Origin of the sequence: Periweissella fabaria (genome assembly GCF_918814575.1) — a bacterium.
Classification (GTDB): domain Bacteria; phylum Bacillota; class Bacilli; order Lactobacillales; family Lactobacillaceae; genus Periweissella; species Periweissella fabaria.
Genome location: NZ_CAKKNS010000004.1, coordinates 53,642 through 67,097, shown reverse-complemented (window position 1 = coordinate 67,097; position 13,456 = coordinate 53,642). Strand labels below are relative to the sequence as shown.

Here is a 13,456-nt window from a genome sequence, read left to right as displayed (position 1 = left end):
AGAGCAAATTTATGAAACAAGGAATTCACCCAGAATACCACGAAGTTGTTTTTGTTGATTCAGTTACTGGCTTCATGTTTAAGTCAGGTTCAACTAAGACTTCTGATCAAACTGTTGAGTTTGAAGGTGCTACTTACCCAATGATCCGTGTTGAAATCACTTCAGATTCACACCCATTCTACACTGGTAAGCAAAAGTTCACTCAAGCCGACGGTGCAGTCGACAAGTTCAACAAGAAATACGGTCTCAAGTAAGACCCAAAAGGCATGCGGATATCGCATGTCTTTTTTCTTTTTTACTCATAGAATTAAAGCACGAGCTGTGACAGAAGTGGGGCGCTAGCGCTAAATACTAGCAAAAAAGCTAGGGAAAATAAATTTTCCTAGCTTTTTTGCGTATATTTGGAATTCTGGACCGTGTTTTAGTAGTAATTTTCTACTAGAAAACAGTTCTGCCACACTTTCGTTTGCTTGTGGATATGTGTACTTGTGGATAAAGTGTTGGCTGCAAAAGATATCCACCTGTGGATAAGTTATTTGTTAGGGACTCGCGTCGTTTCAATCGCCGTCCGGACATTATCAAGGACATCCTGCGAGTCTTGGCCGATATGAAAGCCAACCAGGGTAAAAAGGGAGTCGATAATAGTAATTTGGGCAATCAAGGAGCTCATTGATTCAGAACGAAAGTTGACTTCTTCGGCCAATGAGACAAAGCAGACATCAGCTAGTTTGGCTAATGGGGAATTAGCAAATGAAGTAATAACAATCATTGGGACGCCATTGGCTTTCAACTTTTCAGCGATGGCTAAGGTATCATGATTTCGTCCAGAATGCGAAATTACAATTGCGCAATCTTGTTGGTCTAAATGAACCGCTTGCATTAATTGGATGTCGTAATCAGGATGTTGGATGACATTAATTGAGGTGCGTAGTAACTTATGGTAACCGTTAAAAGCAACTAGTGATGACCCACCAATACCGAATAAACCAACTAATTTGGCGTTGCAAATAAGATCAATTGCCACGTCAAAATCACTGGTGTCAAGCATTTCTAAGGTCGTGTTTAGCGCATTATCAGCCCCGCTGAAAACTTTTTTGATAATATCATCGGTACTATCGTTGTCTTCAATTTCACCAAAAAATGAAATGTCACTATCGTTGGCAGCTAGTGCCAAACTGAATTCACGATATGATTCCCACCCGATATGTTTAACAAAGCGAGAAACCGATGCACTTGAAACCCCTGAAACGACAGCTAGTTGTTGAATGGTGAAGTCATGGGCTGCATTTGGATTAGCTAAAATCGTATCAGCAATCCGTTGCTCTGTATTATTTAATTGTTGATAATTCATTTTGATGCTACTAATTGCTGTTTTAGCCATAAAACCCCCGATAAATTAACGAATTAAGCTAATTCGTCCTGTCTATTTTTACTGTATGTATTAATTATATAGCAATTGTGAAAAAAATTTACAACAAATCCCTTGATTTTTGAAAAAATTTTTCTTAAAATAACAGTGTAGTAAAAAATAAATTAAGAGGTGTTTCTTCATGAAATTCGCTATGATCGGTTTAGGTAAAATGGGCCTTAACCTTGTTAAAAACGCTGCTGACAACAAACACGAAGTTGTTGCTTTTGACTTGAACGCAGACTTCGTTAAGGAAGCTGATGCATACTCAGAATTAGTATCATCTGCTACTGATATCGACGATATGCTTGCTCAATTGCCATCACCAAAGGTTGTTTGGGTAATGGTTCCCGCTGGTGTACCAACTAACTCAACTATCGACACTTTGATTGAAAAGATGAACGAAGGCGACATCATCATTGATGGTGGTAACTCAAACTACAAGGATAACCTTGAACAAAACATCCGTACTACTGCTGCTGGCATCAAGTTCTTTGATGCTGGTACTTCAGGTGGTATGGAAGGTGCCCGTAATGGTGGTAACTTCATGATCGGTGGAGATGACGCTGAAGCATGGAAGACTATCGAACCTTTATTCAAGTCAATCGCCCTTGAAGATGGTTACCTTTACACTGGTAAGCTTGGTTCAGGTCACTACTTGAAGATGGTTCACAACGGTATCGAATACGGTCAAATGCAAGCCATCGCCGAAGGTTTTGAAGTTCTTGAAGCCTCACAATATGACTACGACTACGAAGCTGTTGCTAAGCTTTGGAACCACGGTTCAGTTATCCGTGGATGGTTGATGGAACTTATGGAAGACGCCTTCTCTAAGGATCCTAAGCTTGAAAAATTAGCTGGTCGTATGCACGCATCTGGTGAAGGTCAATGGACTATTGAAGAAGGTCTTGACTTACAAGTTCCTACTCCAGTTATTGCTCTTTCATTGATGATGCGTTACCGTTCAATGCAAGACGACACTTTCACTGGTAAAGTTGTTGCTGCATTACGTAACGAATTTGGTGGTCACGCCGTTGACACTAAGTAATATTTAATTAAATATTATGGGAAAGTCTGATTGCATTTAATGCGATTGGGCTTTTTTTATTATGTGGTTACAAAAAAGCAGCTAGGGGAAATTGCTTCCCTAGCTGCTTTTTGAATGACATATTAGTTGGTTATTGTCTGTGGCTTTTACTAAAAGATGCTGTCATCATTGTCTTCATCAACAATTGGATTAACGGTAACTTCGAAGTTATTGATAAATGCATCGGTATAATCGAGAACCTTAAAATCAAAGTTATCAATTTTAATAACTTGATTGACCTTTAAACTCTTATTTTCATCAATCATAAACCCAGATAGTGTTACCATCTCTGAATCTTGGAATTGCGGCACGTTAACTTGGAAGAAACGTTCGAAATCATACATCGTCATCTTACCAGGTACAATATAAGTGTTTTCACCGGTCTTTTGCACGAGATCCTCGGCAACATCATCGATTTCATCACGCACAGTACCAAAAAGTTCTTCATAAATATCTTTATCCGTAATGATTCCTGATGTACCACCATATTCATCAGCAACAACGACAATTGGTGTACGCTTTTCAATCATCTTTTTTAAGATGGCGTGTAGGGGCATGTTTTCAGGGACCGCTTCAATATTACGAATTAGTTTGGAAATTAAGATTGAACCATCGACTTGACTTTGGCGGACGAGATCAAAAGCATAGACGTAACCAAGCACTTTATCCTTATCGTTGTTAGCAACAACTGGGAACCGCGAAAATTGTTCTTGGAGGTAAAAAGCCAACGCTTCTTTAACCGTAGTTGTAATATCTAAGACTTCTAATTGGGTCCGGTCAATCATAATATCAACGGCCACTTTATCGTTCATTTGAAACGCTCGTTGCATAAAGACAAAATCTTCTTGTGATAATTGGCCACCATGAACGGCATTACGAGAAAGTGATAAAATTTCTGCTTCAGAGAATGTTTCATCATTTTCGTCAGCGGGCTTCAAGCCAAATAATTTAACCGTATGATTGGCGGATGTATTTAAAAACCATACAAATGGATAGAAAATCACATGGAAAAAGTGTAACGGCCCGGTAACAAACATTAAAACTTTCATGGGCATATCGATAGCAACGTTTTTAGGTACCAATTCTGTAAAAACGACTTCGATATAAGTTAATAGTACTAATGCGACAACGGATGCAATGATTTTTGTAGTTGGGCCATCTGAAAGGTGCGCAACAAAACCAAGGTTTAATAATAACTCGGAAATTGTTGATTCACCAAGCCAACCTAAAATTAAACCAGCCAGGGTAATCCCAACTTGGGTTGTTGATAAATATTCATTTAGATTATTAACCATGTGAATTGCCCGGGCAATCTTTTTAGATGGTTTGGGTAATTGGTTTTGAGCATCTTCAAGCGCACTGATGCGAATCTTAACCAACGCAAATTCACTGGCAACAAACAATGTAGCTAATAATAGCACAACAAAAATAACAATTAAATTTGTAATTATATGACTACTATCCAAAATTAAAATCCTCATTTCTAAGCCGTTGTGGCCTAATCAATATTATACAGATTATTTAAAGAATACGCTAATGAATGTATTGGGATTATATTGTAAATAATAGGTATTGATAAGCCTAAATACAGTGAATATTTTATAAAATTATCACTCCTAGCTATTTGTTTATGACTACTTTTGGTATACTATCTAAGTACGCAAAGTAAAAGGAGAAACTATGTTAGAACTTATTAAAGCTGCAATTATTGGGATTGTGGAAGGGTTAACTGAATTCCTACCAGTCTCATCAACAGGGCATATCATTATTGCTGAACAATTTGTGCACATGCGCGAATCAAAGCAATTTATGGATATGTTTAATTATGTTATTCAGTTTGGTGCTATTTTAGCTGTGATTGTTTTATACTTTAACAAATTAAATCCATTCTCTGGCAAAAAAGATGCTGAAGAAAAGAAACAAACTTGGATTTTATGGTTTAAAGTTGTGGTAGCGATTCTCCCTTCAGTAGTTGTTGGGTTAGCCTTGAATGACTGGATGGATGCTCACTTGATGACTTGGCAAGTTGTATCAGCCTTCTTCATCATCTACGGGGTAATTTTCATTTTTGTTGAAAAACACAATGAAAAACAAACTCCGCGCCATGCTAACTTATACACATTACCTTGGAAAACAGCTTTATTTATCGGTTTATTCCAAGTTTTGAGTATTGTACCAGGAACTTCACGTTCAGGAGCGACTATCCTTGGAGGAATTCTTGTAGGTGCTTCACGATTTGTCGCATCTGAATTTTCTTTCTTCCTTGCGATTCCAACTATGATTGGGGTAACTATTCTAAAAGTTGGTAAGTTCTTATTGGAAGGTAATACTTTCAATGGTCCCCAAACAATGGTCTTGTTCATGGGAACATTGGTATCATTTATTGTAGCAATCATTGCGATTAAGACCTTCCTTGGCTTTATCAAAACCCACGACTTTAAAGCCTTTGGATACTACCGGATTGTTGCAGGGATTGTCTTTATTATTCTTGGTTTAATGGGTGTCTTACAAGGAAACTTGAGCTAAATAATTTTTTGATAAGTTATTTTGACACTACTAACATTGAAACAGCATTCGTTAAAATTGAATTATCTTACTAAAAAAATGACGCCAAAGTTAATGCTTATGGTGTTTTTTTGTGGCGCTTTTTACGTGTAACAGAATATTTTTATGCAATCTGTGACAATAGGTTGGTAAGGTATGACCTAATTAAAAACTCCTATACTAGTAGTATAGGAGTAAATTAAAGCTTATTGAAAACTTGCCCATAGTTTAACGAGCGCTTGTGTCCCTTCATCCCCCAAGTGCATTTCTTCGCTAAGTTTAGTGTAGAGTCTTTCAGCGAGTTTAGTACCTGGTAAATCAAGGTGCATTTCGTTAGCACCATCTAAAGCAATGCGTAAGTCCTTTAGTAAGTGTTTAGCATAGAAACCAGGTTGAAAATCACCTTGTAAGATACGTGGCACATAGTTATCCATACTCCAGTTATCGGCACCACCACTGCTTAAAGTCATTAAAACTTTTTGTAAATCAAGATTGGCCGCTTTAGCATAAACTAGCATTTCACTTAACCCAATCATGGTCGCAGCAATCATGATTTGATTAGCCATTTTAGTATGTTGACCAGCACCGGCTTGCCCGAACAGATTGATTTGATGACCTAAAACCGTAAAAATTGGTTCAACAGCATGATATGCGGTTTCTGAACCACCAACCATAATGGTTAAGGTACCGTTTTTTGCGCCAATATCACCCCCAGAAACAGGTGCATCAAGTGCGGCGATATCATGTGCTTGGGCGTAGTTGGCGATTTTAGTTGCTAATGCGGGTGTTGAGGTGGTCATATCGATGATAATTTGTTTTGCATGGGCACCACTAAAGATACCATCTTTGCCAAAATAGACTTCTTCGACATCTTTAGGATAACCAACGATTGTAATAATGATATCAGCTTGGCGCGTTACTTCGGCTGGGGTATCAGCCCAAGTTGCACCATGGGCAACGACCGCATCGGCTTTGACTTTTGTCCGATTATAGACGGTTACAGGATAGCCAGCGTCAAGAAGGTTGGTGATCATAGCTGCGCCCATGACCCCTGTACCAATAAAACCAATTTTTTGCATATCAATACCTCATAATTATTAGGATAGTTGTTGATATTTTGATTATAGCGCGTCGTAATTAAAAAACCACGGTTAAGCTAGTTAACAATGGTTTAAATTAATAAAAATTATATTTCACAACTGACAAAACTAAAGCTCTCAAAATCAAATAAACCTTGATCAGTTATTTTAAGGGAGGGGATGACTGGTAATGCTAAAAATGACAAGGTAATAAAAGGATCATATTCAGCGGTACTGATTTCGCTAAATGCCGCCAATAAGGCATGGTATTCTGCCCAGACCGTTTGGTAATTTTCATTAGAAACTAAACCACCAATTGGAAGCGGTAAGCAAGTCACTTCACCAGCGCCATTAACAACCGCCAAACCACCACCAACGGCACCAATCGCCTCAATGGCCTTAGTGATGAGAGAATCATCAGTACCGGTGGCGATTAAGTTATGAGAATCATGTGCAACCGAGCTAGCGATGGCCCCATGTTGACCGGCTTTAAATTGGAAGCCTTTGACGATACCAACACCTGTATTGGGGAGATTATTATGGCGTTCAACAACAACTATTTTCGCTAGATCTTGCTGCGTATCAGCGATAAAAAAGCCATTTTCAGTGGGAACATTTAATACTAAACTTTCCGTATCGATGTGATCGGGAATAACGCCAATCACGCGGGCTCGGCCAGTAGCAATCGGTAAGTTTAAATCACCAATTGTATAATTCATGGATGTATATGGCCATGGGGTGGGGGCAGTTGGGTTATCTGCCTGCCAAGCACCAGCTTTCATAACACGATTAATTGCAACGGTTTCGACATCTTCTAGGACAACAAGGTCCGCTTTAAAGCCAGGAGCAAGCGCCCCTAAATCATTGATTGCATGCGACTGGGCACCATTAAATGAAGCTAATGTATAAGCCATAGCTGGGTACATCCCTAATGCGATGGCCTTTTGGATATTAAAATCGACCCCACCCTCATTAAACATATCCACTACAGTTTTATCATCCGTACAGAAGGCGAAACGATGGTAGTTATCAGGTGTTACTGCTGGTAGGAGTCTTTCTAAATCACGCTCAACCGTTCCTTCACGGAGATAAACATAGAAACCAGCTGCAATGCGTTCAAGTGCTTCTTGGGCTGTGCGGGCTTCGTGATCAGTAGTGATACCATAGTGGCGATAAATATTTAATTGCGGGGTTTGGAGACCAGCTGTGTGGCCATCAATTTGTTTACCAGCTGCGTGCGCATCGGCAATTTTAGCTAACATATCGGAATCAGCATTTGCTAATGCTGGAAAATCCATCACTTCAGCAAGACCACCAACATTAGCGCGTTGGTAGTATGGCTTTAAGTCCTTAGCGGTTAATTTAGCACCAGCATGTTCAAAGCTAACAGCTGGTACCGATGAAGGTAACATGAATTGAATATCAATCGGACTTTTTAGGCCTTCATTTAAAAAGTAGTCTAAGCCATCCGTCCCTTGTACGTTAGCAATTTCATGAGGATCAGCAAAAATTGTCGTAATACCCCGTTTTAAGGCTAATTTACCAAATTCAACCGGATTTAGGAGCGAACTTTCGATATGCATATGGGCATCAATGAAGCCAGGAACGATGGTACGGCCATTTGCATCAAAGGTGTCATGAGCTACTAAATTGGGTTGGTCACCGACAGCGTAGATCTTATCGGCTAAAATCCACAATGTGGTTGGTTTGAAAGTTAGATTGAAGACGTCTAAAACTTGGGCATTAGTAATACAATGGTCGACAGTAATAGGTTGGATAGGCATGATAATCCCTTCTGCGTTTTGATTTATAATTATAGCTTACTTTGAATTAAAAATAAAAATTAAATATTTTTGAGCATGTTAATATGGACGATGCCCGCATCAATGAATTCTGGGCCATGCGCTTGAAATCCCAAAGTTTCGTAAAATCCACGAGCTGTAATTTGTGCTCCCAGTGTTAAACTGTTAATATTATGAGCGGTTGCATCAGTTATGATTCTGGTCATAATCGCATGAGCTAGTCCTTGATGACGCGCTGAAGCTAAGGTGGCAACGCGTTGAACATGCCATTGCCCAGGCGCATCCTCAATAACACGGGCGGTTGCACTTGGCTGATTGTTCAAGTAAGCTACATAGTGCCATGTTTGATCATCAAGATGGTCAATTTCATCTTTCAAGCTAATGCCTTGTTCAGTTACAAAGACAGCTTTACGAATGGCTAAGGCATCTTGACTAGTTGGGGTGTTAGCACCGAATTGGACGTTAATTTTCATGATAAATTTTTCCTTAATATTGATTTAAAAAACATTTTATACTATTAATGGTAGAATTGATAAGACATGAATAAAAATAATTAAAGGATTTTCTCGAATGCAAAAATTATTTCGTATGTTAAGCACCCGAAAAGGTTTTTTCTGGTGCTTAGTATTACTTTTTTGGGCTAAGACACTCTTAGCATACATCGTTGATTTTGGCTCTTTAGGAGTGGCAACCCCATTCCAAGCCTTTATTATGGCGATTAATCCCTTTGCGACAACCATTTTGTTACTAGGGATAGCGTGGTTTTTCCGATCAGCTAAGTTTTTCTATGCTTGGCTAGGATTGGCATATACGCTAAATACAGTTTTATTATATCTTAACGTTATTTATTTCCGTGAGTTTACAGATTTTGTGACGATTAATGTTATTTTAGGCTATAACAAAGTTAACCAAGGATTAGGGGGGGCTGGCTATGAACTAACGGCCTTCCATGATATGTTCTTTTGGCTTGATTTTATTGTAATTATTGGCTTGATGTTGTTACGTAAAATTAAATTTGATAAACAACGTCCTAATCGGTGGGGCGGGCTAGCTGCTGTAACTGGCGCTAGTGTTTTGGTCTTATTCAATATTGCCTTAGCTGATATGAGTCGTCCGCAATTATTGACGCGCCAATTTGACCGCACATATATGGTGAAATATTTGGGCTTAGATGCGTTTACCACGTATGATGCAATTAATTCACATAAGACAGCCGAATTACGAAAAAATGCCAAAAGTTCAGAAATTACGGGTGTCCTTAAATACGTGCATAGTCATTACGTGCCAGGTAATCCTAAATTCTATGGTATTGCTAAAGGCCGCAATGTGATTGTGATTCACTTGGAAAGCTTCCAACAATTTGTGATTAATCGTAAAATTGATGGCAAAGAAATCACACCATTCTTGAATTCGTTATATAATTCAAAATCAAGTTTGTCATTTTCAAATTTCTTTAACCAAGTTGGTCAAGGAAAAACATCTGATGCTGAAAACATGTTAGAAACGTCAACTTTTGGGTTGCCACAAGGTTCACTTTTCGCACAGCTTGGTAGTGATGAAACATTCCAAGCAGCTCCAGATATTTTAAAACAACAAGGTGATTATACATCAGCAGTTTTCCATGGGAATAATGCGGCCTTCTGGAACCGTAATAATACGTATAAAAACATGGGATATAACTATTTCTATGATGCGAGTTATTATGATACAACTGGGGATCGAGCGACTGGATATGGACTCAAAGATAAGTTGTTATTCCATGATTCAATTCAATATTTGGAACACTTACAACAACCGTTCTATGCTAAATACATTACGGTTACCAATCACTTCCCGTATTCATTAGATAGTGAAGATGTCGATAAAGGCTTTAAGACAACGACTACTGATTCAAAACTTGTTAATAACTATTTTGTCACAAATCGTTATTTGGATGATTCAGTACGAGAATTCTTTGATTATTTGAAGAAATCAGGCTTATATGACAATTCTGTCGTGCTTTTATATGGGGATCACTATGGAATATCAGATAGTGAAAACCCAAGTTTAGCTCCTGTTTTAGATAAAAATGCCACGAACTGGAATGATAATGATAATGCCGAATTACAACGAGTACCATTGATTATTCACATTCCTGGCCTTACTGATGGTGGGGTCCAAGATCAATATGGTGGTGAAATTGATGTATTACCAACCTTGGAACACTTACTAGGGATTGATAATCGTGAGTATGTCCAGTTTGGGCAAGATTTAATGTCACCACAACATAGTCAAGTCGTTGCCTTCCGGAATGGTGGTTTTGTATCACCTTGGTATAATTACATTAATGGAACGGTCTATGATACTAAAACGGGTGATGTTTTAGCCCAAACACCGGATTTAATGAAGACTATTAATGCCTGGAATGCTAAAGTTAAAGAAGGGCTGAGTTTATCAGATTCATTGAATGAAAAGAATCTACTGCGATTCTATCAACCGGCGGGCTTACCAAAAGTTAACCCGGATAACTATAATTATGTATATCCAAATGGAATCAAGGAAGCAGATAAAATTGAGAATAATTTACATCTGAAATCAACGAGTATCTTCTCACAAAATCATGATCAGTCAACGGTTGATTTGTATCAAACCAATGCACCAGAATTGAATCACAAAGATATGAGCGGTTCACGTATTCAACAGACTCGCCGAACTGACACTAATGATGGTGGTTCGAGTTCAAGTTCTAACGATAGTGCTTCAAGCTCAAGTTCTAATGATGGTAATTCAAATTAAATAATATGTAAAAAAGCTGCGTGGGTAAGTTGCCCATGTAGCTTTTTTTAAATGGTATAATTAAAATACTAAATTAACTGAGGAGCAAATATGGATACCGAAATTAATGCCCAAGTGGCGCAACAACTTAATTTAAAAATTAGCCAAGTTACTAATGTTTTGTCGATGTTAGCTGAGGGGAATACTGTTCCGTTTATTGCACGTTATCGGAAAGAGCGGACGCAAAATTTGGATGAAGTTGCGATTCGCGACATCGAGGGCGCGGCTAAAACGTTAAATGATTTAATTGCTCGTAAGGCAGCGGTTACTAAAGCAATTACCGAACAAGGCGCCTTAACAGCTGCCTTAAGCAAAGCAATTGCGAATGCATCAACGTTACAAGTTGTTGAAGATTTATATTTACCATTCAAACAAAAGCGCCGGACCAAAGCGATGATTGCCAAGGAACAAGGCTTAGAACCATTTGCTCAGTGGCTACTTAAATTACCTAATGGGGATGTTGAGGTTACGGCACAAAACTATGTTAATGCGGATGTTCCAACAACTACGGCGGTCATAGCTGGGGCAGTTGAAATTATTGCCGAACAAGTCAGTGAGAATGCACATCACCGTGAATGGATTCGGACATTAACGTGGAAACAAGGTCGTTTAGAAAGTAGTGTTAAAAACGGTGGTAAAGAACTTGATGAAAAAGGTGTTTATCAACAATATTACGAATTTGGGGCACCATTAAAAGGATTAAACGGGTATCAAATTCTAGCTATTAATCGTGGTGAACGGGAAAAAGTTTTAAAAGTCGATATTGCAATTAATGTCGATGATATTTTGAATCGCTTACGGTTTAAAGAAATTGGAACAATCAAAAATTCAGCTGGGACAATTGTTGATAATGCTATTCAAGAAGCCTATAAACGCTTTATTGGACCCGCCATTGAACGTGAAATTCGGGCTAGTTTAACAAGTGATGCTAGTCAGCAAGCAATTGATGTTTTTGGTGAAAATCTCTATCACTTATTAATGCAAACGCCAATTAAAGGGCAAGTTGTGATGGGATTTGATCCCGGATTTCGGACAGGTTGTAAGTTAGCGGTAATTGATGCTAACGGTAAATTTATGGCTAAGACAGTTATTTATCCTCATAAGCCCGCCAATGCTAAAGACCGCGCAGCCGCTGCTGAAACACTTAAAAAATTAATTAGTGAAAATCAAGTTGAATTAATTGCGATTGGTAATGGAACGGCTAGTCGTGAGTCTGAAGAGTTTGTGGCAGCAACCATACCTGCAGGTGTCCATTATGTCATTGTAAATGAAGCGGGAGCGTCGGTTTATTCAGCAAGTGATGAAGCGCGTCAAGAATTTCCAACGTTGCATGTTGAGGAACGTTCGGCTGTTTCAATTGGTCGTCGTTTGCAAGATCCGTTAGCCGAATTAATCAAAATCGATGCTAAGGCGATTGGGGTTGGACAGTACCAACATGATCTACCAACTAAGGAGCTTGATGCGACCGTGGGGACTGTTATTGAAACGGCCGTTAACCAGATTGGGGTTAATTTAAATACGGCCAGTGTGGCGCTATTAACGCATATTTCAGGGCTGAACAAGACTATTGCGCAAAATATTGTGACATATCGTGATGAAAATGGTGAGTTTAACTTACGGAATCAATTAAAAAAGGTCCCTCGTTTAGGGCCTAAAGCATATGAACAAGCAGCGGGCTTTTTACGGATTATGGATGGGAAAAATGTTTTTGATAATACCGATATCCACCCAGAAAGTTACCCATTAGCTAAGGAAATTTTAGCAGCTTCAGATTTGACCTTAGCCGATATTAATACGCCAGCAATGCAAAAATTGGCTACGGTTAATGCGCAAGAACTAGCAACGAAACTAGCAGCGGGACCGGCTACGGTGGCTGATATTATTGCGAGTCTTTTGAAGCCCGGTCGTGATGTTCGCGATGATTTACCAGGCGTTATTTTACGTTCAGATGTTTTACACATTGAAGATTTAAAACCGGGGATGGAACTTGAAGGCACTGTTCGCAATGTAACGGATTTTGGGGCGTTTGTTGACTTAGGTGTTAAACATGATGGCTTAGTGCATATTTCACGGATGAGTAAGCAACGGATTAAGCATCCTAGTGCCTTATTAGCAGTTGGTGATGTGGTGAAAGTCTGGGTCGTAGATATTGACTTAAAACGTGACCGGATTGGTTTGTCATTGTTACCACTGGAAACAAGCAATGACTGATGACGAATTGCAGGTGTTAGTGCAAAAAATTTCAGTAGCTTTTTTTGAAGCTCCTTTTGTTCATCAAGTAACCTTCAATCGCCGCTTACGCTCAACGGGTGGTCGGTATCGGTTGCAGGACCATAATATTGAAATTAATCCCAAGATGTACACAGAACATGACTTGGCAACCTTAATTGGTGTGATTAAGCATGAATTAGTGCACTATCATTTACACTTAAGTGGGCAGGCATATCAACATGGTAGCCGTGAATTTAAGCAATTACTCAAACAAGTGGCTGGCTTACGTTACGCACCTAAGAGTCAGCAAAATGAGGTAGCCCGTAAATATCATTATGTGTGTTATCATTGCCAAATTGATTATTGGCGGCAACGTAAAATTGATCTGAAAAGATATGTTTGTGGCCGTTGTAAGGGAAAATTACAATTAATTACAATTTAATTCAAAAAAGTGTTGCGTAGGTCTAAGTTGTCTGGTATATTTATATATGTTGTTAAAACATAACAACTT

Annotated in this window: 11 protein-coding genes; 6 read left to right on the top strand and 5 right to left on the bottom strand. The window is 38.8% G+C overall.

Features of this window, described 5'->3' with window-relative positions:
* Positions 1 to 11 precede the first annotated feature (11 nt).
* The gene (locus tag LQZ75_RS05320; RefSeq protein ID WP_230096798.1) at positions 12 to 254 is read left to right on the top strand and encodes a type B 50S ribosomal protein L31; all 243 of its coding nucleotides are present in this window, start codon (positions 12 to 14) and stop codon (positions 252 to 254) included.
* A gap of 278 nt (positions 255 to 532) precedes the next feature.
* Here the strand turns inward: LQZ75_RS05320 and LQZ75_RS05315 are convergent, their stop codons facing one another.
* Entirely contained in the window at positions 533 to 1,381 is an 849-nt protein-coding gene (locus LQZ75_RS05315) for a MurR/RpiR family transcriptional regulator (RefSeq protein ID WP_230096797.1), read from the bottom strand.
* 169 nt (positions 1,382 to 1,550) lie between these two features.
* On the opposite strand from LQZ75_RS05315, the gene gnd reads away from it, so the two are divergent.
* Positions 1,551 to 2,456 carry a phosphogluconate dehydrogenase (NAD(+)-dependent, decarboxylating) gene (gnd, locus tag LQZ75_RS05310; protein ID WP_230096796.1) on the top strand — a complete coding sequence of 302 codons (906 nt, stop codon included), beginning with the start codon at positions 1,551 to 1,553 and terminating at the stop codon, positions 2,454 to 2,456.
* 149 nt (positions 2,457 to 2,605) lie between these two features.
* Here the strand turns inward: gnd and LQZ75_RS05305 are convergent, their stop codons facing one another.
* Positions 2,606 to 3,961: a hemolysin family protein gene (locus LQZ75_RS05305; protein ID WP_230096795.1), complete on the bottom strand. Its 1,356-nt coding sequence runs from the start codon at positions 3,959 to 3,961 to the stop codon at positions 2,606 to 2,608.
* Positions 3,962 to 4,175: 214 nt separating this feature from the next.
* Between LQZ75_RS05305 and LQZ75_RS05300 the strand changes: the two genes are divergently transcribed.
* A complete protein-coding gene (locus LQZ75_RS05300) occupies positions 4,176 to 5,021 on the top strand; it encodes an undecaprenyl-diphosphate phosphatase (protein WP_230096794.1) in 846 nt (281 codons plus the stop codon).
* A gap of 224 nt (positions 5,022 to 5,245) precedes the next feature.
* Here LQZ75_RS05300 and LQZ75_RS05295 read toward each other — a convergent pair whose 3' ends face one another.
* The 3 genes from LQZ75_RS05295 to LQZ75_RS05285 all read right to left on the bottom strand — a co-directional run bounded on the left by LQZ75_RS05295 (position 5,246) and on the right by LQZ75_RS05285 (position 8,393).
* A complete protein-coding gene (locus tag LQZ75_RS05295; protein ID WP_230096793.1) occupies positions 5,246 to 6,118 on the bottom strand; it encodes an NAD(P)-dependent oxidoreductase in 873 nt (290 codons plus the stop codon).
* A gap of 107 nt (positions 6,119 to 6,225) precedes the next feature.
* Complete coding sequence (ade, locus tag LQZ75_RS05290) at positions 6,226 to 7,902, bottom strand: adenine deaminase (RefSeq protein WP_230096792.1); 1,677 nt, start codon at positions 7,900 to 7,902, stop codon at positions 6,226 to 6,228.
* 59 nt (positions 7,903 to 7,961) lie between these two features.
* On the bottom strand, positions 7,962 to 8,393 hold the full coding sequence (locus LQZ75_RS05285) for a GNAT family N-acetyltransferase (protein ID WP_230096791.1): 432 nt from the start codon (positions 8,391 to 8,393) through the stop codon (positions 7,962 to 7,964).
* Positions 8,394 to 8,490: 97 nt separating this feature from the next.
* Here LQZ75_RS05285 and LQZ75_RS05280 point away from each other — a divergent pair, with 97 nt between their 5' ends.
* From LQZ75_RS05280 to LQZ75_RS05270, 3 genes are all read left to right on the top strand, one after another.
* The gene (locus LQZ75_RS05280; protein WP_230096790.1) at positions 8,491 to 10,695 is read left to right on the top strand and encodes an LTA synthase family protein; all 2,205 of its coding nucleotides are present in this window, start codon (positions 8,491 to 8,493) and stop codon (positions 10,693 to 10,695) included.
* A 90-nt stretch (positions 10,696 to 10,785) separates the two neighbouring features.
* Positions 10,786 to 12,945 carry a Tex family protein gene (locus tag LQZ75_RS05275; RefSeq protein WP_230096789.1) on the top strand — a complete coding sequence of 720 codons (2,160 nt, stop codon included), beginning with the start codon at positions 10,786 to 10,788 and terminating at the stop codon, positions 12,943 to 12,945.
* Positions 12,938 to 13,387 carry a SprT family protein gene (locus LQZ75_RS05270; protein WP_230096788.1) on the top strand — a complete coding sequence of 150 codons (450 nt, stop codon included), beginning with the start codon at positions 12,938 to 12,940 and terminating at the stop codon, positions 13,385 to 13,387. Before LQZ75_RS05275 ends, LQZ75_RS05270 begins: the two co-directional genes overlap by 8 nt.
* The last annotated feature ends 69 nt before the right edge of the window (positions 13,388 to 13,456 follow it).